This window comes from Streptomyces sp. NPDC002403, assembly GCF_053593015.1.
This window is the reverse complement of record NZ_JBSFBQ010000088.1, coordinates 1-22734: the sequence shown is the minus strand read 5'-3', so window position 1 is coordinate 22734 and position 22734 is coordinate 1. Positions and strand designations below refer to the sequence as shown.

Here is a 22734-nt window from a genome sequence, read left to right as displayed (position 1 = left end):
CCCACACCGTGAGCCTGGAGTGGCCCGCGGGCGCGGGAGACATCAAGGGCGCCTACACCGACGTCCAGGTCTACCCCACACACACCACCGACTAGGCGTGGTGCCCACGGCCGGGCCCCGGTGACCAGCCGCCCTCTCCGGCGCAGAACTTGGCCATCCAGCATGTGGCCAGCCCCTGTCAGCGACACTCGGCACGCCCCTTTCGCACCAGGTTCTGAGCTTGTTCTTCATGGTCTGGCCTGGTCACGTTCGGCGATGGTGGCGGGGCGTCTGGTCGTTTTGCCCACGTCGTAGCGGATGGCGGAGTGCCGGTTCTTCGAGCCGAGCGGGCGTCCGGGGCCGGGCCGGTTGGGTTTCGGTGCACGAGCCGGGCATGCGAGATGTGGGCGGCGGTTTCTGAACCCCCGGCGGACCCGGGCCGGGGTGAGGCGGCCGGGCTCGGCCAGCTTTTCCCAGGGGCGGCGGAGGTCGGCGGCCAGGGGTCGGGTCAGGCGGAGTTGGGTGTGGGCAGCGATGATCAGCCAGGTCCACCGGTCCGCCGCCGCGGGCGTACGGAGTTTCGGGCGGGTCCAGCCCATGATGCTTGATCATCCGGAAGGTGTGTTCCAGATCGAACCTGCGCAAGAACGCCTGCCAGTGCAGATCGACGTCCGCGCCCGACAGGCCGGTAGCCGAAGACACATGCGTGGAGCGTCGTAGCCGGCATCGAAGACGACCAGGATGTCCCGGTCACCCCGCTACCAGCGGCCCATGTCGATGAGGCCGGTGACCACTCGGCGGACCTGGACGGCGGTGACTTCGGCGACGTCATCGGCCGGCCCCAGCCGCAGCGCGTCCAGGATCTGACACCACGAGGTCCGGCCCGATTCCAGGGTGGCCACGAAGGAGTACGGCCAGCCGGGAACGAACTGGTCCGAGGAACGGCCGCTGCGACCATAGACGTGGCAGAACAGCCGGTCCGGGCTGGTCGGCGCGTCAGGCCGCAGCCAGTGGGTCACGTCGACGGCCAGGACCAAACGCCCGTCGGCGGCCACAGGCTGGGGCAGCCCGGCCAACACCTGCCGCAACCGCCGCACATCCGCGTCCCCGTTGTTCAAAGCGTCGTACATCGCGCCGTGCCCTCGTCGGCGCTCGGCCACCAGTGTGAGATCCACCGGCGTCTTCACCGGACCGTCCGCGCACAACAGGGCATCGGTCAGCTCGAACAATGTGTCCCCACGTGAGGTCAGGGAGTGGAAGAAATCGTCCCGGAAGTGTGACGCCACTGCGAACGCTTCCCGCCGGACATCGTGGTGCAGCAAACTCGTCCCTCACGGCCTTCGTACTGGTCAAGTGCCTCTTTGGTCGGAGCGCAGGATCAGACGGAGGCCGTGTTCACGTATTCGGAAACCCCGTACGAGCGATCATGTTCGGTCATCGTTCGGTAAGCCAGAGTCAACAAGATCGAATGTCCTCTTCGGGCCCAACGTGGCGAAGAACCGTCTCGTGCTCGCCCGCGGCGACGAGCCCGTCGATGACCTTGACCATCGACGGCACACCCGCATCGCGGACGATGAGGCCGTCCCAGCACCACCAGTAGTCGCCTTCTGGTTCGCCTGCCTGTCGCTGGCGGTCCATGATTCGGTGCACCTCATCGAGAGTGAACACGGTTCCGGACCAGCGATCGCCGTCATCGCGGATGACCCATATGTCCACATTGCAGACCTCATCGAGGTCTTCTCCCGCACCGGGCACGAAGCAGATCTCGTATCCGTCACGCCTGACTCGGTAAAAGGGGCCGTCCCGCATGCTCGCTCCGTAGCGCTCTGTCGCACGCCGCCTTCATGAACCAAGCCGGACGGCCGACCAGTACACCATGCTCCGCCTGAAGCGCGGAGCAGGCATGGCAGGTTGAAGAACAAGCTGAGCTTGTTCTTCAACCTCTGGTGCTTCTCAGGGGACTGTAAATCGTCCGGACGGCACGTCGTGCGACATGCTGCGCGGGTGGCTGAGCGTGTGCGGTCCGCATTCCCGTGATCAATCTCAGCGCCAACCACGGTTCCGTGAGCGGCAGCAACGGGGCTGTCAGGAGGCTCGCAGGTCCCAGTCGCCGCCGGTGCGGACCGGACGACGACAGCCGAGAGGCCTCGTGAACAGGCTCAGGAGCACGGCGCCGCGTGATCGCGTGCGTCCATGTAGAAGGTGATCCGCTCGGCTCGTCGAGCATGAGCCACCAGCTGCGCGCCCGCTCGCAGGGCGAGCGTCAGGGCTACCTCCCGCGCATCCTCCGGCTCGTGGCCGGCCCGGAGACAGGGCAGGTACGGAGTGCCGATCCGCGCGAGGCGCTCGGCTCCGGCGGGCTTCTGCGGATGGGCGGCCTGGTGTCCGCGTCTGAATCTCGTTTACGGGCGGACCCTGCGGACGTTAGGGTCGTGAACGTGTTGAGCCCACCGGTGAGTAGGGACTTGGTCGTCGTCGGCGCCGGCATTGTCGGCGCATCGGTGGCTTATCACGCCGCCCGGGCGGGCGCCACCGTGACGTTGGTCGACACCGGGCGGCCGGGCGCCGGCGTGACGGCGGACTCGTTCGCCTGGGTCGGATCGTGCGGCGTACTCAAAGGTCCGGCCGCCGGGCTGCGGGCCACCGCAACGGCGGAGTACCACCGACTCGGGGCCGAGTTGCCGGGACTCCCGGTGACCTGGTCCGGCTCGCTGAGCTGGAACAGGCAGGACAGCGCGCCGGACGCCGGGCCCGGGCAGACGATCGTGGACGCGGCCACCGTGGCGACGCTCGAGCCCTCCCTTCGGCAGCCTCCGGAGTGGGCTGTCTGGGCGCCGGGTGACGGCGCTGTTGACTCGGTGGGCGTGACCGAGCGGCTGGTCGCGGGCGCTCGCACCCATGGAGCTCGGGTACACCTGGACACGCCGGTTACCGCGGTCCGCCGGGACACGGCGGGCCGGATCGCCGGGGTTGAGACGACATCAGGACCCCTCTCCGGTGCGACGGTGGTGCTGGCGGCCGGAGTTGCCACGGCCGCGCTGGGCGCGCCACTCGGCGTGCGCGTCCCGGTCGAACCGTCGCCGTGCCCGCTGTTCCGGCTCCGCGCCCCGGCCCGTCTGGTCCGCACCGTGGTCAACACTGAGGACTTCGATCTTCGGCAGGTTGCCGCGGACCGGCTGATCGCCGCCGCGGACTCGCCCGAACGGACCCTTGCCGCCGTCCGGTCCACTTTCCATGGCGCCGGGAACGTCGAGCTGCTCAGCACCCGACTCGGAGCGCGCCCGATGCCGGGTGACGGTGAGCCGATCGTCGGCCCGGTCGCCGAGGTCCCCGGCCTCTACTTGGCAGTGATGCACTCGGCGGTCACGCTCGCCGCGGCCGTGGGCCGCCTGGTCGCACGGGAGTTGGTCGACGGAACCGTTGAGTCGGCTCTGTCAGGTTGTCGCCCGGATCGCTTCTAACGACCCCGATGTGGTGGGCGACTCTCACAAACGGTCGTTACGTACGTCCGGCGTCCTCTCCGCTTCCTTCCGCCAGTGGTCGAGGCACGTGTCGAACCCATCCGCGCGTGGGGATGGTCGGCGCCCAGCACCCGCACCGTGGGCCCCAGCAGGTCGGCGAAGGCCTGCGCGGCCCCCGCCGTATCCCCCGCCCGTCCCTGCCAGGAGGCGAGGTTGCCCCAGGCGCCGAGGGTGTCGGGGTGGTCGGGACCGAGGCGGCTGCAGGTGGTGTCGGCGAGATGCTCGAAGTGCCGTGGGCGGCCATGACCTGTCCGGATTCGCCGAGGCTGCGGCCGAGGCGATACAGCACCACGTGCGCGCCCGGCCGGTAGAGGGCGTCTTCGGCGTAGCGGGTGAGGGCGGCGGTGTTGGTGCGCAGGGCCTGGGTGAGATCGGTGTCGCGTTCGATCGTGGGCCAGGCGGCCGTCAGGGCGTGAAGCGGCTGTGCTCCGTCCTGGGCATCGCCCGCTCCAGCTTCCGCTACTGGCGCCGCACCGCCGCCGACCGGGCCGCCCGGCAGGCGGCCGGCACCCGGCCTCGGGACTTCCGCCGGTTCGACCGGGAAATCCACGCTGACCTGGCCAATCCCTGGCTGATCCGGGCCCAACAGGCCGCCCGGGCACTGGGAGAGGCCCTCGGCCGGAGCCGCTGGATCACCGGTGACGTGAACCGAGCCCTGGTCACCGTGCTGTCCGGCTTCCGCGAAGGTGAGTCGATCCCGTACTCCGAGCTCTTTACGGCCCTGGGCGTCCGTGGGCTTCCCGTCGTGCGGATCGCCGAAGTTCTCGACCGTCTCGGCCTGTTCACCGATGACCGGGCCCCGCCGCCGACCGGTGGTTGGAGCGAAAACTCGGCGGGATGCCTCCGGGAATCCATCGCGCCGTCGAAGCCCGGATCCGCACTCTCCTCGACGGTGGCCCGCGGCCCGAGCCTGGCTCCTGGCCCACAGCATGGGCCTGCCTGGGCGAGACCCAGCCGGTGGTGCTGGAGTGGTACAGCCGCTACGACCACCTGCGAGAGCACCCGGGAAGACATCATCGCGGTCCGGAACGCTGTCACTGGCAAACAGAGCGCGAGCCGGATCGTCGCGCTGCGGTCGCCGCTCCGGCACGCGAAGAACAACGGCCAGATCTTCCGCAATCCCACGATCCGCATCCGTGTTCCCCGACAGACCGGTGGCGTCCTCCAAGCCCTTGTCCAGGCGGACATCGACGAGGCCATCGCCACCGCCAGCACCCCAGACATCCGGCTCATCCGCCCTGGCCGCCGCCCACTCGATGACCTCACCCGCCGTGCCGTCCTGCACTGGCTCGACCACCGCCGCAGCCGCTGGCCGAACACGGCCAACCCCCACCTGCTGATCACCCGGAAGACCGCCGTCGAACTCGGCCCGGCCGGCAAGCTCTGGACCACCCGAGCCACCCGCAACCTCACCGCCGCCCTGGAGCGGCTCCGCGTCGACCGACAGCTCGAAGAGGCCCTCACCCACGGCGCCGACCCGCTCCACGTCGCGCTCGTCTTCCGTATCGGTCGCCAGATTCTCCGGCGATCCCGTCCACCACGCCTCGATCTTCTCCACCGGCGGCAGCCGGCTCCGGACCCACGGAGCGCACGCCATCTACCAGGTGTCCGCCACCGGTTTCCGCCTCTACCTGCGCTGGGTCGACGACGCCAAGCGCAACGGCAAGCAGCTCACTCCCTAGACCTGCCGGCAGTACGACTTCCACGTCGCCTGGAGCGGATCGACGATGCCGTACGCCCTGACGGCGCTGGTGAGTCAGCCGTCCGGAACACCAGCCGGTCCGGCCACCGCTGGGGCGGACCGAAATCCTCACAACAGCCCCGACGAACGCGGGCCGCGTCATGCCGAGTGGTGCAGACCCGCGGAAGGAGCGATCACTGCAGACCCGATCCCGCTCACCCCGCGTGATGAAATGTTGAGGCACTGGAACCAGCCGAACTCCAGCGCCTGGCCCTCGCCGCAGTCACCCCGTACATCGACCATGCCGCACTCGCCCAGCAGATGATCGCCCGCGAAGAGCAACAATGCCGCGCCCTGGCCGACTTCCCGGATTCCCGAGCCCGTGCGCCAGGGGTGAGTGTCGCACCCCTGGCGCACGGATGTGTCGATGGTCAGCCGTTGTTCCAGGTGGCGCCCGAGCCGGTGAACGCCCCGGACACGCCACTGTCGTCGGCCCAGATCCAGAAGTCGGTGTGCTGGACGCCGTCGGGGCTGACGACGGAGTTGGTGTCGGCCACTCCGGCGCCGTTCTGGTTCGCGATGAACTGCCCCTTGCCGAAGTTCGCATCGAGGCCTTCGTCGGCCGAAGCCAGGCCGGCGCAGCCGATCAGGACCGGGACGGCGAGGGTGCCGACGGCCAGGGCTCGCGTGAAAGTACGCATACGCATAGGAATCAACTCCATGAGCGTGGGGGTGCGCAGACACCGAACAGTATCTGTGTGTAGTCGATCCAATACTTTTCGTAGTTGACCCGCAAGGGAGACGCGCTGGGCGTTCTCTGCCCGACAGGACTCCGGACGAAGTACGGCCCCTGCCTGCTCAACTCCGTTCCGCCCGGCACGGAGCTCGGACCTGGACGGCTGCCCCAACCCTGTGGCGTACACCGTGGACCGGCCCGTGCCGGAGCAGGCCGTAGTAGTCGGTGGTGAACCGGTAGTCGATGCGTTCCCGCCAGTGGGGATTGAAGCCGGTCAGGACAATGCAGGCCGGCATGGCGGGTCGGCGCAGGCAGATGTCGCTGCCTGCGCACCGGTAGCACGGCCCGGATACGCCGGTGACACGGTCGCGGGTTCGCTGGGGCCGTCGGTGTTGTGGCAACTCCGAGGTGAGCCCAGGAGGGCCGGGCCCGGCCTGTCTCGGGGCACACGTCGAGCGTCGGTGTTCCGGCCGGGACCTTACGGTCGGAGAGGAACAGCGGGCCGCAGGTGCGGTGGGCGATCAGTCGGGGCAGGAGCTGGGCGGTGCCGGACTGCCAGTGAATCGACTCGGTCGCCCTGCCCTTGGCGGTGATCCTGCCGCGCTTGTCCTGCGGGTACAGGTCCTCCACGTTCAGGCGCAGCACCTCTCGGCGCGAGCGGCGGATTCGCAGGGCATCCCCCAGAACGTCGCCTCCCGCAGGGCGACGCCCGGTCCCCTCACGGGCTGAATGGAAGAGTTCACCCAGGCCGTCGCGAGCGCGACGGCCTGGGGAGGTGTCAGCCTTCTGCGGCTGGGTGCGTGCGGCGAGCTCCGTTCAGTACGGAGTCGAGCAGGCCGGGGAACAACGCGTCCAGGTCGTCACGGCGAAGCCGCACCAGCCGGGATCGGCCCTTGACGGTGGTCCAGGTGATTCCCGCCTCGCGCAGCACCCGGTAGTGGTGGGACAGCGTCGTCTGGTGAACGTCCAGGTCGCCGCCGATGGCATTGCAGCTCTCCTCGCCGGTCACGGCGAGCCGCTGGATGATCTCCAGTCGCACCGGATCGGCCAGCGCACGTAGCACCTCCACCATCCGGATCGCCTCGGTCGCCGGTTGAGACACCTCGCGCATCGCTTCCCTCCGTCCGTGCCAGGACCGAAGCCTATCCACTCATTGATTCATGGACAAGCATCCATGTATTGCTTACAGTGCCGATCACCTACCTACGCGGTACTCCGGAAAGGCGGAACGACCCTTGTTGAAACGACTCCTTCCCCTGGCACTGGCGACGTTCGCCGTCGGCACTGACGGCTATGTCATCGCGGGCCTGCTCCCCTCCATCGCCGCCGACCTGGGAGTGTCCACCCCGGCGGCCGGTCAGTTAGTGACGGTCTTCGCCTTGACGATGGCGCTGTCGGCGCCGGTGATGGGAGCCCTCACCGGCGGCCTGGACCGACGGTCGGCGTTGCTGATCGCCTTCAGTGTGTTCGTGATCGGCAACGCCGTAACCGCGTTGGGTACCAGTTACGAAGTAGTGATGGCCGCCCGCATCGTCACCGCCGCGGGAGCGGGCATCATCACCTCCGCCGCCTCCAGCACCGCGGCAGCCATCGCTCCGCCGGAACGCCGCGGCCGGGCCCTGGCCTTCGTGTTGGGCGGCCTGACGTTGGCAACCGCACTGGGTCTGCCCCTCGGCACGCTGATCGGCCGTACCGACTGGCACATCACCCTGTGGGTCGTCGCCGGGATCGGCCTGCTGGCGGCCGTCGGCATCGCCGTGGGCCTCCCCAGGGTGATGCTCCCCGCCGCCGCGCTGTCCGACCGCCTTCGTCCACTCAAGCAAGGCGGCGTACTGGCCCTGCTGGCGGTCACCTCCCTCGCCTTCCTCGGCGTCTACACCCTCTACACCTACATCGCCCCGGCTCTGCGGGAGGCCACCGGCGGCAACGAGTCGCTACTGACCCTGATCCTCCTGGTCTGGGGCGTCGGCACCCTGGCCGGGAACATCATCGCCGGACGCCTGGTCGACCGTCACGACTCCACACGCGTCCTCGCCGGCGCCCTCGCCCTCGCGACTCTCACACTGGCCCTGACCCCGCTGGCGACCCGCACCCTCGTCCCCACCCTGGCCTGGGCGGCGGTCTGGGGCATGACCGGCGGCGTCATCGTCGTCCCTCAGCAGCACCGGCTCATCGCCCTCAACCCTGCAGCCGCACCCGTCCTGCTGGGCCTCAACGCCTCCGCGCTCTACATCGGCGTCGCCCTCGGCGGAGGCCTCGGCGGGCTGGCACAAGAATGGTTCGGACTCGCCCCGGCCGAACTCGGGCCGGTGGCCGCCGGCATCACCGCCCTCACCCTCCTCTGGCACTTGGGAACCACGCGTCGCCCCACCCAACTCACCCCCATGATCGGGGCGTCGGCCTCGGTCGCCCCGGAGAAGTCCAAGGCGTGACCGGTCTTTCCTCATGGTGTCCCCGGGGTCGATGCCCGCTCCGGGGCACACCGTTCCACACGGGCAGCCTCAACAGCTGGAAGGCCCCTGGAGGAGCCGACCCGTGCGTACGGGCAGGCTGATGGGAGTCCTTCGGCACTCAGGCGGCCTGACCGAGGTCGGCGGTGGTCGGGTACGGCGAGATGTGGGCCAGTCCTCGGACGCGATGTCTCCCGGCTTCCCGTACCGGACGGACGCTTCGGCGAGCAGGTTGTCGAGGCAGGTGTCCAAGTGCGTGCCGTCCGCGGCCGCCGCGGTCCCGTCGTCCCACGCCTGTGAGATGTCCGCGCGGGCGTGGGCGCTGACCAGGTCGGCGATGGCCTCGCTCAGCGGCACGAGGGAGAAGTGCCGGCCCGCTACCTGCGTACGTGAGCACCCTGATGCTAATCACCTGCGGGTGCTGCGTTCGTCGCCGAGGCCGAGCACCGTGACGGGCGGGAACGCCGCTGGCAGGCGGTGCACTCCGTGACCTCCTGGAGCAACAGGGCAATGAAGACCGTGCCGGGCAGCCACGCCTGGGCCGGCCTGTCGCACCGGGCCCGGATCGAGCACCTGGAGACATCTCTCGCCCGGCACGAGGCCGACATCGCCGATGGGCGGCTGGGTCAGGAGTGGGTGGAGCCGTCCGGAATCAACGACCTGATGCCCCGTCTGACCCCCGAGTCGCTCACCGAACTCTGGGAGGTACTTGGCCGAAAGCCGGAGGAACTGGCCACCCGCGACGCAGAGGATCCGCGCGCAGCGCAGGTCGTACTCCTCACCGCCGGGCTACCCCTGGCACCGCGCGACTCCCCCGCTGCGGACGCCTCTACCCGTGCGGGAACAGATACCCAGGACGTGTCATGACCGGACCGCTGGACATACGCACCGCACGCCGCCGCTACATCACGGTCTGCGTCCTGTTCTGGCTGCCGCTGAGACTGACCATCGCTCCCGGGATCCTGCTATTCACCGAGCGCGGCATGGCCCTGGCGGCCATCGCGGGCTTGGCCCGCCCCGGGCACCGCCGATCGGCAGTACACCGACACCCATGTGGGCGGACAAGCTCACCGAGGCGGACCGGCGCGGCCTGTCCCCCGCATTTCCGGACCCTCGTGAACCCCTGCGGCAGGTTCGAGCCGGACATGAACCGCCAGCTGCCCCTTGGCCCGCTCCTCCCGCAGCAGCCCACCCCGCAAGACCACTCCACGCGAACCTCGGACGCGATGACGCCTTGATCCTTTCGGTTCCGTTCCTGTTCAATCAGCAGATGAGTGAGGCTGCGGGCAAGACGGAGCAACCCGGTCTCGATGTGGTGCTGCCGTGGTTGCTGGACCACAGAGAGCTCAGTGCGCAGGAGCTGGCCGATCGCGCCGGGTCGACGGAGAACGAGGTCCGGGCGGTGCTCGCGGGGGAAGCCCTCAGCGAGGGGCTGCTCCGGCGGATCGCGCCTGCCGTGGGTTTCAATGCCGTCGATCTGTTCATCCTCGCGGGGCTCGCGGTCCCGGACGACATGGCGCCGTTGGATGCCGCGGCCGAGCGGTGGGCACCGTACATCGTGATGGATGCGCTGCACCTCCCCGTTGCGGAACGGCGTGAACTCCTGCAGCTCATCCGTTCACTGCCGCAGGAGGACCGGCTTTCCGTCTTCGCCGTGAAGCGGCTCGCGCCCCTTGCCGGTCCGGGCGGTCGGGTCATCCGCATGCTCCAGTACCGCAATCTGGGCTGGACGGGCATGGCGAAGCTCCTGGCTGTGGTGACGCCGACATACCTGTCGGCGTCCACTTGCGGTGTGATCGGCTCCGGTCGCAAGGAGTTGACTGCCCGTCTGGTGATCGACTTCGCAGCCCTGTTGGGGATCGACGCCCGTGAAATGGCTGCGCTGACGGGCATCCATCTGCGTGAGGTGCCGCCGCCTCCGGCCCCGGAGGCGGCGGACGCCGCGGTTCTGCTGTGGGAGGCGCGGCGACTGTCTGCCGCTCAGGCAAAGCACGTCTCCGAGTTGGCAAGCTCCATGCGCGGGGACTCCCCCAAGGGGTACTTCATCGACCTGCCTGGGTCCTGACACCTGCTGGGGCACTCGCCTGTCGGCGTACGTGAGAGGCCCCCCGACGAACCATCGTGATCTCGGCCGCGGTCAGGAGGATCGACCTGCACTGACAGCGTCTCATTTAGGGTGTCCGGTCATCTGTACGTTGAACGGGGGCCTATCGTACGGTCCGGGCATGAGCGAACACATCGGCTACGCGAGATGCCGCCTGGACAAGCAGGACCTCACCGCCCAGCCCGAGATCCTGCTCAGCCCGGGCGTCCCTGAGGAGCGGATCTACCCTGGCCACGGACTGACCGGAGCCAACCGCCACCGGTCCGGCCCGGCCCAGGCCCTCGCGTCCGTGCGCGCCGGCGACACCCTCGTCGTCCCGAAGCTCGACCGCCTCGCACGTTCGATACCCGACGCCCGCGACATCGGCGACTCGCTCACCGCCCGCCGGCAGAACCACCTGGTCCAGCAGCACCAGTCCGGCGAGCACACAATCGCCGGCCTCGCCGAGCTCTTCTCCGTCAGCCGCGCCACCGTCTACCGCGTCCTTGGACGTCATCGGAACGCGCCCGCGCCGTTGCCCCCCGGCGGGCCGTGACGTGCTGCCCTACGTCTACCAGGTCACCAAGTACGACCCCGCCGACCGTGATCCGAACGGCCACTACACCGGCGCCGAGCCCGCAACCAGCGACCACGGACCGGTCGAAGCCGCCTACCTGCAGGCCGTCGCCGCCTTCGCAGAGGACACCGGCGTCGAACAGCTGGCCATCCGCGAGCCGCAGATCGGAGGCTCCGCCCACTTCGGCCTGGAGCCATCGGTCGACGGCTATGGCCTGGCCGACCTCTTCTCCGCCGGCCCCGCCGGGTTCCACGACGGTGCGCTGGTGCCGATCGCCGTCGGCCTGGAACTCGTCCGGGCCATGCTCCGCGACAACGGCGTCTGGTGCCGCCTTGAGACGGAGGGGACGTTCACGGTGCACGTCGGCTGGGACCAGTACCTCTGCATCGGCAGCAGCCACCCCTGTGACGCGGCGCTGACCTCTACCCGCTCGCTCGGCCTGTTCCCCGAGCGCCTGGACGCGTCGCCGTACGACTTCACCCCCGACGACCCCGCGTACGTGCAGCGCCCGGCCGACGCCGACTTCTGGGCCCGCCTGCACTGGACCGTCAGCGCCCACCGCACCACGTTCCTGGAGGAGACCTACGCAGGGAACGCCTCCCGGTGGCACCGCCTCACCCGCGACAGCATCGAGGCCGTGCGCTCCCGGCTGGCCCCTCGCGCGCAGCTGGCGATCTGGCCGGACCTGCTCACCGACATCGCCGCGGCTGCGGCCGCTCTGCCCGACGAGGGCCTGGTGGAAGTCATCTGGGAGGACGAGGACGGGCAGATCACCAGCACGGTCGTGGACGAGACCCAGTTCGAGGCAGTGACAGCCCGGCTCACCAGTGCATGTGCTGCCGGCGTCGTATCCGTGTATGCCGATGAGCGTCAGCCTCTGTTCACGGCTGTGCTGCCCGACAGCGATGGTGTTCTCCGCGCACGCTGGCAGACCCAGCCGACGCCCAGCGACCGGGACTGGGCGTTCTTGAAGACTCTGCGATGCGGCCAGGTCGTCACCGGCACGGTGACGACCATTGCCGGCTTCGGCGTCACCTTCGTGGACATCGGCGGCTTCACCGCGATGATCAATATTCCGGAGCTGTCCTGGCGTCCGATCAACCACCCGTCCGACGTCGTCAGCGTCGGCCAGGGGATCACCGCCAGGGTTCTCGACGTCGACATGGTCTGGGAACGGGTGCCGCTGTCGCTCCGAGCACTGCAGGATGACCCATGGCCGCAGATAGCGCAGCGGATCGGGCAGGTGGTCACCGGACCGGTCACCAGGATCGTGCCGTTCGGCGTCTTCGTCCGCGTCGAAGACCGGGAGAACGGCTTCGAGGGGCTCGTGCACACCAGCGAGCTGGATGAATCGCCCGGAGTCGTCGTCGAGGTCGGCGACGCCCTTACCGTGAAGATCATCGATGTCGATCTCGCACGGCGTCGCATTGTCTTGTCGCAGACGCAGGCCCGTACGACCCGCCATGAGGGAGATCCCCATTCCTGACGAACCGGCTGCCCACACGCGCAAGGAGCAGGAGTCCGAGTCCGGTGCCGAGCCGGATGAGTTGGCCCTTTGCCTGGCCTCGTTGTGCCATTCCGAGGCAACCGTCCGAAGGAACGCTGTGGGCGGCATCCAGTCGCACGGGGCGGGAGATCCCCGGGCCGTGACAGCTCTGCTTCCCCTCCTCAGCGACCCCGACGTACGGACGGGGAGTTGGGCTCGGTACGTCCTGACCTCCTGGGGGCAGTCCATCGTGCCGTTGCTGCAGGAGATCCGCCGCACGGGGCCCGGGCGGTTGCGTGCTGCAGCCTTGACCGTCCTCGCAGAGATTGCCGGCGAGGGCGGCCTGTCCGCCCGAGACCGGGCAGCAGTCGAACGTCTGATCCGTATCAAGCTTCTCGCCGACCGCCCCGAGCCGCTGTCGGGCTGCTGGATCCACTGGATCGCAGTCCCTGCCGGAGATCAGCAGGGGATCATGGATCTCCTCGGCCTGACCCAGCCGCGACCAGTCACCTTCGCGCTGGCCAACGATGTCGTTGACGCCGACAGCCACGACGGCCCGACAGATGGCCCCGGGTGCTTCGCCCGGGTATTCGTGAGCCCCGAGCTCGACGGCTGGACCTTCGTGGCCGGCCGATGGTGCGACCCAATCGACAACGAACGAGCCGACGAAGTACTCCGAGCATGCGAGAGACTCAGTACCCGCTACGGCCGAGCGCAGGCCTACTACTACGGTGCCCAGGGGGACGGATCCGCGTGGGTCGTCGCCGAGAACGGTGTCGTCATCCGTCGCTACAGCGAGACCGGCGACGGCGAGGACCACCTGCTGACCATCGGCGACCCCCTGCCGTACGAGCGGGATCGCCGCGTCGAACTGGGGCTGTCTCCCGAATGGGACGCCGCTCACGCCTCGGAAGACGAGGAAGACGAATGGAAGTGGGCCGTGTTCGATATGGCTCCGGCTCTCGCCCAGGCCATCGGCCTCAGCCCCCTGGCCATCGGTTCCGATGTCCCGATGCGCGGAACAGGGTACTGGCCCTCACCGAGTACGGAACCGTCAACGGTGTATCACCGGGCGCGCACAGGATCTGATGACCCATGACGCAGTGGGCCGGTGGCGCGCCCCCTCAGCGGAGCTCAGGGGAACGCACGGGGTGTAGCGCACACTCTGCAGCCCAGATCACCACTTGCCGAACCTGACGGAAACGCCGGTCCTCTGCGCCGTTCCTACTGGCCCTCCGACTCCTCTGTCACCGCATTGGCCAGCCCGCGGAGATCATCGGCTGGGCGCGTGAGTGTGCCCAGTACGGCGATGCCTGCCGCCAGTGCTGCACGCGCGGTCGCGGACAGCCCCGTCGCTGCTGCGGCGCGCGCGACAAGGAAGTGCTCCTCAGCAGCCCTATGGCCAAGCTGGAGGCCGCGCCAGGCAACGGTGCGGCACTCCTGCTCGTGGAGGTTCAGGTCCAGTGCGAGTTGGTCGGCAGGGAGCGTTGGCGGAGGACCGTCGAGCTCCGCGACGGCACGCTGCAACGACTTCCAAGCCGCTGGTTACAAAGTCTGCTTGTCATATTGCGGCAGCTTCGGGAGCGCACGGCCATTCGCGGCGGTTGGCCGACACCCCGTCGGCGGGATCCTGGCGAGCGGGTCATGGGGGTGGACGGCGTAGTGCCCTCGGGAGAATGAACCACAGGCTGGTGAACATGACGAGGGTGGCGACCGTGACCGCGACGGCGGCGGTCCGGCCGAGGACGACATCCATGAGCAGGAGAACAGCGCCGTTGAGCGCGAGGGCGAGGAAGACGAGTCCGATTTCGGCGAGCCGCGCGGACAGAGCGACAATCCGAACCTTGGCACCCCGGTGGAACAGGCCGCGGTGCAGTGCGACCGGAGTCGCGAGCACTGCCGAGGAGACCACCGTGAGCAGCAATGTCACCACATACGTGGTGCGCTCGAAGGTATCGAGGTGCGGAAATTGGCTGGTGAAGGCAACGCCGAGGAGAAAGGCGAAGACGATCTGCACGCCGGTCTGTACGACCCTCAGTTCCTGGAGGAGCTCGATCAGGTTGCGATCAGCCCGCTCCGCAGGCGTCTCCCTGCCGAGCGGAGAAAGACCGCCACCAAACGGCGGGATGCGAGACATGAGGTTCATTGTTCTCCGGCCGCCCGGTCATATCGCGCGGCGCACCGCAGCACGTCACGCATACGGCGCTTTCACGCCGACCGTGGACGAGCTCGTCGCCGAAGGAGATCGGGTGTACGCCCGCTGGACCTGCGGCACGTCGGACCGGTCGACCGCCGTCCTCCGACCGGAGCGCAGGTCACGGCGGTGACCAGCGCGTCTATCGCGTCGAGGACGGACTGATCGTCGAGTACTGGATCCAGATCGACCGGCAGGGAATCACCGCCCGGCTACAGCAAGCGGCTACGGAGCACTGGTCCAGACCAGAGCCTCCCGACAGAGAGTGACGGTCGTACCGCCCGTATCTCCCGAGCGGCGTCCGGGCCGTGAACCGTCGGTCGGCCCATGGGGCGTCGGGAGAGACAGAGCCCCAGTGTCAGGCAGTGTCAGTACCTGCTTATGGACCCGATGAGGTCCCTGTCTCGGCACGGCTCTTCTTCAGACACGGAAGGCAGGAAAGTCGGGCGCATCAGTCGACCACGCAGAAGAATGCGGCGCTCTGGAAGAGAGATTGCAGCACGGCAGGCGGACATCCAGGCGAAGGGCAACCTGGCAATCATCTTCGGCCGGCTCGGGGTGACCTTCGCGGTCTGCGCCGTGGCGTCCACCAGGGGTAGCCGGACCGGGCCACAAACCACTGACACCCGGGAAACCCATCCCGCCCCAGGTGGGGCACCCACGACTGCCCAACCACCTCGCGCGGCTCTCACCGTCGTACCACGCCGAAGATGGTGCCGAGTCCAGGGCCGTGGGATCACCTGTGAACCGCCTCCGGCGTGAAGGGAGCCCGCAGAACCCAATTGAGCCGAACGGTCCATCCCGGCACACTCGCCGGATGAGCCACAGCACACAGCCAGGCCGCTGGGACAGGCCCTGGTGCCGGGTTCGCACTGAGCACTGCGAAGCCGCTTTCCTGCCGAACTCCGGCGACGATCCTGAGACTTTGGACAATGTCCACGTCTTCGTGGACCTGAAGGACGGATCCTGGTGGAGCGCGACCCTCATCGGCCTCGCACAAGTCGAGGTCATCATGGCGAGATGGGCCGAAGGCGGGGAAGCCCCGGGAGGCAACACCCGTGCCGCGACAGCCTGCCGGTTCGAACGCTCCAGCAGCGCCAGGCCCTCAGTCGTGGATCGGGAAGGACGCCTGGAACGCCAGACGCTCGTCGGCCGCGTCGCCGATGTCGGCGAGAACCCCGTCGAGCGCGATGAACTCCTCCCAAGCCGGCCGGCCAGTTGCTTCGGCCAGCCGAGCCACGACGATGCCTTCCAGGCCGGGAACGCGCTTGTTCTTCCAGATCTTGTCGGCGAGGCTGACCAGCAGGTCGTCCAGGCCGACCCGCACGTCCGCCCATGACGCGTGAGTCGCGGCGAAGCGCGCCGGCTCCGGGCTGATGCCGCGGCCGAGCAGAAGAGCCCTCCCGCCCTCCTCGTGCGCCGATCCGGGCCCGGAGAGCTCTGCGAGGTGGACCGTCTTTCCTACATCGTGCGTGGCTGCCCCGAAGAGCACCGCCTCGCGGTCGAAGACCACGGCGGGGTAGCGCTGTTCCACCCAGTCGACCAACTGGTGCGCAACGTCATGGACAGCGCGCAGGTGGGCCGCCAGCCGCGGCGGACTTCCCAGCTCCGACAGAAGCTCTGCGACACGGTCCGGCAGAGGGAGCAGGGGCGGGCTGACGATACCGCTCATGGCTCTCGACAAGTGGGAATTGGTCATCACCGCGTCAGGGTACTGACAGCGGCTCCCCCTTGCGTCCGTGAGAGGAACGCCCGACGAGAGGTCGTGATCTCGGCCGGTCGGGAGGTTCGACCTGCAGCTGGTCGAGTGCGACGTTCACTCCATGTACCGCTGGAGAGCTACCGCGCTCGGATTCGGGGGTGTATGCCCTCAGTCCGTGCCGCCCGCGGCACGGGCGGGTACGGTGCCGAACCGTTCCCGCCCCGCCTCGATACTCGCTTCCCACAGCCCCGCGGCGTGACCGGAGACCGAGAGGTCCTGGAGCCCGTACTCCTGTGCGCGGAATCCGCTGCCGACCATGTTCTGGTCCAGCATCCCCATCGCGGTGAGCGCAGCATGACCGCAGGACATCGCATCAGCGGGGTTCCCGGAGCCGTTGGCCAGCAAGGCGTATCGCAGAACGAGGGAGGTGAAGAAGGTGTAGATGCCGGCCACGTCGGTGACCTCCTAGTCGCGCGGCCGCGGCTCGGGGAATTGTTCCAGCACACGTACGCGCTCCGCGGCGTCGGGGAGCGGGCGGCCGGCAAGCCAGAGGTCACGTACCGACTCCGCATAGAAATCCACGTCGGCCTCCCGGCCCGCTTCGCCGACCCGTAGCCCCGCAAACAGTGGTGCCATGCGTTCGGCGCATGCGGCCACGTACAGACGGACCGTCTCTCCGCTCCCGCCGCGAAGTGTCTCCGTGACGGCCTCATCCACCAACGTCTCCACGGCTGAACCTTTCCTGCGCCCCACCCCCGAACCCGGACCCCGCCTCTCGCTGTCATATCCACCCGGCAGAATGGGGCCCGGGCCGCCGCGACGGCGATCCCGACCTGCTCACGACCGCCCCGGCCGGGCTCGCCCGGCAGTAGCCGTGGCACCCCCGGTACGCCCCATAGCCGGGCATGAGACGCGTTCGCCGGTTTGACGTCCATGAACCACAAGGCGCTTGTGGCCCCGCGTCGCCAGCGCTGTCAGTTTCGATCCCCGTTGTCAATTACTGCCCGGCTTTCGGATGTATAGCCAGCACATGTGCAGGGAGCCGTGTCCGGCTTGCGGAGCGGAGCCGTTGTCGGTGGGTAATGGCAGGATGGCCCCAGCACAAGAAGTGCCGACGAACAGAGCAGCCGGGGGGCGCCAGTGCGTGAGGTTGTCTACTTGTCCGAGGGGAAGCTGAACGAGTTCCTGCCGGAGCCGCGCCGCGCTCTCCCAGCCGTCAAGCTTCACGCCGGCGTATCCCTGGCCGGGGTCAACGTGGAGAATCCCGCGCCGGACAGCGCTCGGGATCTGCGGCGCCACCTCAAGCAGGTGGAGAAGAAGGTGGCGCGCCACACGCTCCAGTACACGGAATCCGAGCTCGCTCCAGGCCGCTGGGTCAGGTTCAGTACCTTGCTGAACTGGGTCACGCTCCGGGGCAGGTACCAGGACCTGGTGCTGTTCGTGGACCCGGCCCCGGACTCCGCGCAACCCCACGCAGCCGGTGCCACCCGCCGGCTACTGCTGCACGGCTCCGCCCGGCATCTGCGCGGCCGTCCGCCGAGCCAGGTCGACGGCCCTGCGCTGTCCGGCCTCGAAGACGGTGGTTGCAGTGCCGGCAGGACCTTCGTCACCAACGCCGGCCACGTTGTCAGCGCGCTGGCTCACGCCCATGATCCGCTCGAACCGGAGAGTGGGGCGGACGAGGGAAGCCCTGCCGAGCCGACCGGCCTCCGGCATCGCGCCGGCATCCGTGACCTGCTGGCGGCCCTCGACGCCGAAAGCACCGAGGTCAGCACCTCTGCCATGATGACGGGTTATGCCCGGGTCAGCGCGCTGCTGCCCGAGACCACCACCGAGGCCGGCTGCCTGGTGGCAAGCCCGCTGATCGTGGAATACGTCAACTAGTCTGCCGGCCGTGCGGTGCGCCGCACGCGACCCGACCGCCCCGGAAGGAGGCCCGCCATGGAAGACCGGACCGATGCGCTTCAAAGCGTGCCGCTGGAGGTCCGGCAGGTGCGCACTGCCCTGACCCGGGAGTTCGTCGGCCTCCTGGACCTGGGCGACCTCCCTGCTCTCTCCCCGGCACAGCGGGAGAGGGTCTTCCTCTCCCGAGCCCTGGCCGCAAAAGCGGCGCAGCTTGTCTCGGACTGCACGGCAGCAGCGGCGGCAGAAGCGGTCGTCGACGGAGCTGATGACCACGGCATCGACGCCGTGCTGGTCTCACCCGCGACCGCCGAGATCTGGCTGGTCCAGGCAAAGTGGAGCGACCAGGGGACCGCCCGGCTGGACAGTACGACCATCCAGAGTCTGCTCCACGGCTTCCAGCGGCTTGTCGATCTACAGTACGACCGGTTCGACGCGAGGTTCCAACGGCTGACCGGCCGAGTCGACGCGGCGCTCAACGCGCCGAACCTCCGGATTCACCTGGTCCTCGCTGCCCTGGGCGATGACGGCCTCTCCCCAGGGGGGCGGGGTCTGTTGGACAGGGCCGCATCAGAGTTCAACCGGTTCGGGGAGCTGCTGGACTTCCGGGTCCTGGGTGTCGCCGACTTCCACTCCGCCGCACGACGGGACGCGATGCCAGAACCGGTATCGGTCACCGCCACGTTGTCCGACGGCTGGCACATGAACTCCACTCCCTACCAGACGTATCTCGGCACGGTGACCGCTGACGAGCTGGCCATGTGGTACGAGCAACACGGCGAACGGCTCTTCGATCAGAACGTGCGTCACCCGCTGGGCCTGACCCACGTCAACGTCGCCGTGATCGACAGCCTGCTGACCAATCCCCACGAGTTCTGGTACTTCAACAACGGCATCACGGTGCTGTGCGACTCGGTCCGGACCGACTACTTCGCCCGGCGCGCTCAAGGTCAGCCGGTCCGCCTGGAGCTGGCCAACCCTCGGGTCGTCAACGGTGCGCAGACCGTGGCCGCCGTTCATCATGCATACGGGCAAAAGCCACAAGCGGTCGCCGAAGCACTTGTCGCTGTCCGGCTCATCTGCCTGGATGGGGCCCCTACTGATCTGGCGCAGCGCATCACCCAAGCCACCAACACGCAGAACCACGTGGAGGCACGGGACTTCGCTGCACTTGATCCTCAGCAGGAACTCATCCGCCAGGACTTCGCTCTGTCGCTGGACAAATCGTACATCCTCAAGCGCGGCGAGCCGGAGCCGGCACCGGCCGCGGGGTGCAACGTGGCAGAGGCAGCGCTCGCCCTTACCTGCGCCCACCCCGATGCGGACCTGGTCGCCCGTTTTCGGCAGGACAGCGATGTCCTGTGGCGCCAAGGCTCCGGTGGTGTATACACCCGGCTCTTCGGCAGCCGCCCCAGCGCCCTGCAGATCTGGCGTTCCGTCAGGCTGCTGCGTCGGGTTCGCAACGAGCTGGCGACTCTAGCCGACGGGATGGAAGGCCGTGGCCGGGTGGTTGCCGACCAGGCCGACCTGCTGATCGCCCACATCGCCTTCCAATTGATCGGTAGCGATGGAATCGACGAACCGGGCGACGAGTGGGAGGCCCGGCTGGAGGCCACCGTGAAGCTGACCGGTGTCGTCCTCTCCACACTGACCGACGAGCTGAACGCCCGCTATGGCCAGCACTCCTTCCTCATCCGGACTTTCCGCGACGGGCAGAGCTGCCGACACTTGGTGTCAGACGTGCTGCGGTCCCTGGAGCACGGGGCTGAGCGACAGGCCACCACTCCTCGACGGCCGAGCCGTGAACGACGACCCAATACCGTTCCTCTGCTGGTCGAACACCGACTTATCAGTGACGGGACCCAGCTGGTCTACCGTCCGAACGGCGCCCCGGAGAAGGAGGCCCTTGGCCATTGGCTGAGCGAGGCCCCGGAGCGGTACCTCGCCACCTGGGTCAACGACAGCCGCAAGCCACTGGTCTGGGCGGTGGACGGCCGGCGCTACTCGCCGAGCGGGCTGGTACTGAGGATCTGGGAAGAAGCCCAATGGGCGGAGCGGCCGGTTGCGGTAAACGGCACGAGAAGCTGGTACCTGCCGGGCGAGGGCTCCCTGGCCGAGCTCGCCGGCGACCTGTTGGCCGATGCGAAAGCGGCAGGCGACGGTCCAGGTGGGGAGTGACGCACGCGTCCTCGACGATCGCTACGAACTGCGCCAGCGGCTCGGTGGCGGCGCCATGGGGGAAGTCCGACTGGGCTACGACCGTCTGTCGCAGCGTGCCGTCGCTGTCAAGCTGATCCACCGGGAGCTGTTGGATCCCTGTCAGCGCGAGGAACTGATCCAGCGCTTCACGCGCGAGGCCGACCTGCTTGCGCGCTTGAAGCACCCCGGCATCCCGGCGTTCCTCGGCTCTCGGCTGGACCTCGACGCGGGCGGGCCCTACCTGGTGATGGAACACGTCCTCGGCCAGGACCTCGCGGAGATCATCAGGGAAAGGCGCCGCCTGCCCGAGCAGGAGGTCGTGTCCATTGCCCTTCAGGTCTGCGACGTCCTCGAATACACCCACGCGATTCCCGTCATCCACCGGGACCTCAAACCGGCCAACATCATGCTTACCGGCCGCCAGCACGTGATGGTGCTGGACTTCGGCGTGGCCAGGATGTTCAGAACGGACCAGACGCGGCTGACCCAGGGCAACAGGGTGCTGGGCACCGTCGCGTACATGCCGCCCGAGCAGTGCGAAGGGCGCGATGTCAATCCGCGCAGCGACCTCTACTCGCTGGCCTGCATGCTCTACGAACTCCTCACGGGAATCCCGCCGTTCACCGGTGACAGTGCCGCCAGGATCATGCACCAACACCAATACCGCACACCGGAACCGGTCAGACTGCTGTGCCCCGGCGTCGCCCCGGCGTTGGAAGATGTCATCATGGCCGGGCTGGCGAAACAGGCGAGCTACCGCCCGGCGACCGCCCGGGAGTTTCGCGAGCGTCTCAGCTCGCTGCATCGGGAGTCGACTGAGCCCGGTGCCACATCATCGCCCGTTTCGGCCCGGGTCCCTGTGTTGGCTCCCCCGGACCGCCCGGCGACCGATCCTTTCCCTGTCCACGTGCGGATCGCACAGGCGCAAGCGCTCTTCGACGCGGGCCTGATCGTTCAAGCCATGCCCAGGTTTGCCGGCCTCGCGCAGGATCTGGCAGGCCTCGGCCCGGGGCACGCCGATGACGCAGCACGGTGCCGTTTCGGGTTTGTGCGCTGCCAGACGCGTCTTGGGTATCAAGAAGAGGCGCTGAAGGACCTACTGGCCCTCGCGGATGCACTGCAGCTGTGCCGACCACCTGACGACCGTCTGCTGCTCGATGTCCGATTCCACCTCGGTCAGCTGCTTCTCGACCTGGGTGATCAACACGGCATCAGCGAGCTCGCCGAGGTCTACCGGGCTCTCACGGCTGCCGATCGAGCGGAGGACGCGGCGATGACCGCGGAGGTTCGTCGAGCGTTGACCCGGGCCACGCTGGGCTGACGCCCGGGTGACTGGCTGAGCTGTTGGGGTCTGCCGTGTCCTCGCCTACAGGCGTCCGGCCTCTGTCGGCGTAGGGCCCCCCTTCACTCCCCATCCGCGTACACGCGAGAGTCCCCAGGCGCCGGGCCACTTCGGTCGCCCAGTCCTTAGCCGGGCGCTTCATCGAGGACGACCCGGTCTCCCTCCTGGAACACATCGCGGCCAGCAGGCCCGACAGGCAGGTCGTCCACGCGGACGAGGCCCATTCCGTCCAGAACGGCACCATCGCCTGGCAGGCCCTGGGTCGGCAGCAGACGGCGGCCGGGAAGTCGGGGGCGACTGACTGCGGTCAGTGGCCGATGAACCACAGATACAGGTGCAGCCCGCGCTCGACGGCCTGGCACAGCTCGCGGGCCTGCCCGACCCAGTCACCGCCCGAGTCGGCGGGAAGCCGGTCGAGTTCCGACAGCAACAGCGGCACCTGCCGCTGATTGAAGACCGCATCCCCATACGGCGTCAGGGCCCAGAGCATCGGGAATTCCGCCAGGTCGAGATCCGCGAAGCCGGCCGTCCACTCCCCACCGGCCTCGGCGCGAGCTATGACATTCCTGCTGTCACCACGCACCGCCATATTGATCACCCCCGGGCCTATCGGCGCCCACCGCGACCGACGAAGGAATGTCCGACCGTGACGTCGCATCCTCGTTCGAGGCTGGAGTGAATCCGTCCGCAGACGACACCGGGCGGTCAGTGCCGTGACTGAACTGGGCCGTCGCGCGGCCTGGAGACGAAGGCAGATCGAGATGCGTTCCGACAGATCCACGAACATGTTCGTTACGATCGGGGTATGACTGCGAGAAGAGAACCGATCAGCCGCCGCGAGCGTCCCGCGAAGCCCGCCCTTTCGCGGCGGTGGATCGTGGA

The 22734-nt window shown here is 68.4% G+C and carries 19 protein-coding genes and 2 pseudogenes; 11 read left to right on the top strand and 10 right to left on the bottom strand.

The window, feature by feature from the left end:
• Positions 1-227: 227 nt before the first annotated feature.
• Positions 228-1301: pseudogene (locus ACWCPY_RS40685) on the bottom strand (transposase).
• A 133-nt stretch (positions 1302-1434) separates the two neighbouring features.
• Positions 1435-1788, bottom strand: coding sequence for a hypothetical protein (locus ACWCPY_RS40680; protein WP_451273852.1), 354 nt, complete (start codon positions 1786-1788; stop codon positions 1435-1437).
• A 485-nt stretch (positions 1789-2273) separates the two neighbouring features.
• On the opposite strand from ACWCPY_RS40680, the gene ACWCPY_RS40675 reads away from it, so the two are divergent.
• Positions 2274-3440 carry an NAD(P)/FAD-dependent oxidoreductase gene (locus tag ACWCPY_RS40675; RefSeq protein WP_451273850.1) on the top strand — a complete coding sequence of 389 codons (1167 nt, stop codon included), beginning with the start codon at positions 2274-2276 and terminating at the stop codon, positions 3438-3440.
• Positions 3441-3732: 292 nt separating this feature from the next.
• Positions 3733-5409: a hypothetical protein gene (locus ACWCPY_RS40670; protein ID WP_451273848.1), complete on the top strand. Its 1677-nt coding sequence runs from the start codon at positions 3733-3735 to the stop codon at positions 5407-5409.
• A 203-nt stretch (positions 5410-5612) separates the two neighbouring features.
• Here the strand turns inward: ACWCPY_RS40670 and ACWCPY_RS40665 are convergent, their stop codons facing one another.
• Positions 5613-5888, bottom strand: a complete 276-nt coding sequence (locus tag ACWCPY_RS40665; protein ID WP_451273846.1) for a hypothetical protein — start codon at positions 5886-5888, stop codon at positions 5613-5615.
• A gap of 807 nt (positions 5889-6695) precedes the next feature.
• Positions 6696-7028, bottom strand: a complete 333-nt coding sequence (locus ACWCPY_RS40660) for an ArsR/SmtB family transcription factor (protein WP_451273844.1) — start codon at positions 7026-7028, stop codon at positions 6696-6698.
• 124 nt (positions 7029-7152) lie between these two features.
• Between ACWCPY_RS40660 and ACWCPY_RS40655 the strand changes: the two genes are divergently transcribed.
• Positions 7153-8349: an MFS transporter gene (locus tag ACWCPY_RS40655; RefSeq protein ID WP_451273842.1), complete on the top strand. Its 1197-nt coding sequence runs from the start codon at positions 7153-7155 to the stop codon at positions 8347-8349.
• 69 nt (positions 8350-8418) lie between these two features.
• Here the strand turns inward: ACWCPY_RS40655 and ACWCPY_RS40650 are convergent.
• A pseudogene (locus tag ACWCPY_RS40650) lies at positions 8419-8736 on the bottom strand (Tn3 family transposase); the annotation flags it as partial.
• 141 nt (positions 8737-8877) lie between these two features.
• Here ACWCPY_RS40650 and ACWCPY_RS40645 point away from each other — a divergent pair.
• The 5 genes from ACWCPY_RS40645 (at position 8878) to ACWCPY_RS40625 (ending at position 13612) form a co-directional block, all read left to right on the top strand.
• The gene (locus tag ACWCPY_RS40645) at positions 8878-9234 is read left to right on the top strand and encodes a hypothetical protein (protein ID WP_451273840.1); all 357 of its coding nucleotides are present in this window, start codon (positions 8878-8880) and stop codon (positions 9232-9234) included.
• Positions 9235-9601: 367 nt separating this feature from the next.
• The gene (locus tag ACWCPY_RS40640) at positions 9602-10432 is read left to right on the top strand and encodes a hypothetical protein (RefSeq protein ID WP_451273838.1); all 831 of its coding nucleotides are present in this window, start codon (positions 9602-9604) and stop codon (positions 10430-10432) included.
• Positions 10433-10592: 160 nt separating this feature from the next.
• Positions 10593-11006: a recombinase family protein gene (locus ACWCPY_RS40635; RefSeq protein WP_451273836.1), complete on the top strand. Its 414-nt coding sequence runs from the start codon at positions 10593-10595 to the stop codon at positions 11004-11006.
• A 1-nt stretch (position 11007) separates the two neighbouring features.
• Positions 11008-12513: a S1 RNA-binding domain-containing protein gene (locus ACWCPY_RS40630; protein ID WP_451273834.1), complete on the top strand. Its 1506-nt coding sequence runs from the start codon at positions 11008-11010 to the stop codon at positions 12511-12513.
• A gap of 256 nt (positions 12514-12769) precedes the next feature.
• Positions 12770-13612, top strand: coding sequence for a hypothetical protein (locus ACWCPY_RS40625; RefSeq protein ID WP_451273832.1), 843 nt, complete (start codon positions 12770-12772; stop codon positions 13610-13612).
• 543 nt (positions 13613-14155) lie between these two features.
• On the opposite strand, the gene ACWCPY_RS40620 is transcribed toward ACWCPY_RS40625, so the two are convergent.
• The 4 genes from ACWCPY_RS40620 to ACWCPY_RS40605 form a co-directional block, all read right to left on the bottom strand.
• Positions 14156-14650: a DUF6328 family protein gene (locus tag ACWCPY_RS40620; protein WP_451273830.1), complete on the bottom strand. Its 495-nt coding sequence runs from the start codon at positions 14648-14650 to the stop codon at positions 14156-14158.
• Between the two features lie 1162 nt (positions 14651-15812).
• Positions 15813-16406 (bottom strand): phosphohydrolase, encoded by a 594-nt coding sequence (locus ACWCPY_RS40615; protein ID WP_451273828.1) that lies wholly within the window; start codon positions 16404-16406, stop codon positions 15813-15815.
• A 171-nt stretch (positions 16407-16577) separates the two neighbouring features.
• Positions 16578-16862: a hypothetical protein gene (locus ACWCPY_RS40610; RefSeq protein WP_451273826.1), complete on the bottom strand. Its 285-nt coding sequence runs from the start codon at positions 16860-16862 to the stop codon at positions 16578-16580.
• Between the two features lie 12 nt (positions 16863-16874).
• Positions 16875-17138 (bottom strand): hypothetical protein, encoded by a 264-nt coding sequence (locus ACWCPY_RS40605; RefSeq protein ID WP_451273824.1) that lies wholly within the window; start codon positions 17136-17138, stop codon positions 16875-16877.
• 411 nt (positions 17139-17549) lie between these two features.
• Here ACWCPY_RS40605 and ACWCPY_RS40600 point away from each other — a divergent pair, with 411 nt between their 5' ends.
• Genes ACWCPY_RS40600 through ACWCPY_RS40590 form a run of 3 tightly spaced genes read left to right on the top strand, consistent with a single transcriptional unit; the run spans position 17550 to position 21831 of the window.
• Entirely contained in the window at positions 17550-18293 is a 744-nt protein-coding gene (locus ACWCPY_RS40600) for an SAVMC3_10250 family protein (RefSeq protein ID WP_451273822.1), read from the top strand.
• Positions 18294-18350: 57 nt separating this feature from the next.
• Positions 18351-20489, top strand: a complete 2139-nt coding sequence (locus tag ACWCPY_RS40595; RefSeq protein ID WP_451273820.1) for an AIPR family protein — start codon at positions 18351-18353, stop codon at positions 20487-20489.
• Positions 20452-21831 carry a serine/threonine-protein kinase gene (locus ACWCPY_RS40590; RefSeq protein WP_451273818.1) on the top strand — a complete coding sequence of 460 codons (1380 nt, stop codon included), beginning with the start codon at positions 20452-20454 and terminating at the stop codon, positions 21829-21831. The genes ACWCPY_RS40595 and ACWCPY_RS40590 overlap by 38 nt, the downstream gene beginning before the upstream one ends.
• 328 nt (positions 21832-22159) lie before the next feature.
• On the opposite strand, the gene ACWCPY_RS40585 is transcribed toward ACWCPY_RS40590, so the two are convergent.
• Positions 22160-22441 carry a hypothetical protein gene (locus tag ACWCPY_RS40585; protein WP_451273854.1) on the bottom strand — a complete coding sequence of 94 codons (282 nt, stop codon included), beginning with the start codon at positions 22439-22441 and terminating at the stop codon, positions 22160-22162.
• Positions 22442-22734: the final 293 nt, after the last annotated feature.

Coding starts and splice junctions, on each gene's coding strand:
- ACWCPY_RS40595 (WP_451273820.1), top strand. CDS start 18,351: ATGGAAGACCGGACCGATGCGCTTCAAAGCGTGCCGCTGGAGGTCCGG.
- ACWCPY_RS40590 (WP_451273818.1), top strand. CDS start 20,452: ATGCGAAAGCGGCAGGCGACGGTCCAGGTGGGGAGTGACGCACGCGTC.
- ACWCPY_RS40680 (WP_451273852.1), bottom strand. CDS start 1,788: ATGCGGGACGGCCCCTTTTACCGAGTCAGGCGTGACGGATACGAGATC.
- ACWCPY_RS40665 (WP_451273846.1), bottom strand. CDS start 5,888: ATGCGTATGCGTACTTTCACGCGAGCCCTGGCCGTCGGCACCCTCGCC.
- ACWCPY_RS40620 (WP_451273830.1), bottom strand. CDS start 14,650: ATGTCTCGCATCCCGCCGTTTGGTGGCGGTCTTTCTCCGCTCGGCAGG.
- ACWCPY_RS40660 (WP_451273844.1), bottom strand. CDS start 7,028: ATGCGCGAGGTGTCTCAACCGGCGACCGAGGCGATCCGGATGGTGGAG.
- ACWCPY_RS40645 (WP_451273840.1), top strand. CDS start 8,878: ATGAAGACCGTGCCGGGCAGCCACGCCTGGGCCGGCCTGTCGCACCGG.
- ACWCPY_RS40635 (WP_451273836.1), top strand. CDS start 10,593: ATGAGCGAACACATCGGCTACGCGAGATGCCGCCTGGACAAGCAGGAC.
- ACWCPY_RS40615 (WP_451273828.1), bottom strand. CDS start 16,406: ATGACCAATTCCCACTTGTCGAGAGCCATGAGCGGTATCGTCAGCCCG.
- ACWCPY_RS40585 (WP_451273854.1), bottom strand. CDS start 22,441: ATGGCGGTGCGTGGTGACAGCAGGAATGTCATAGCTCGCGCCGAGGCC.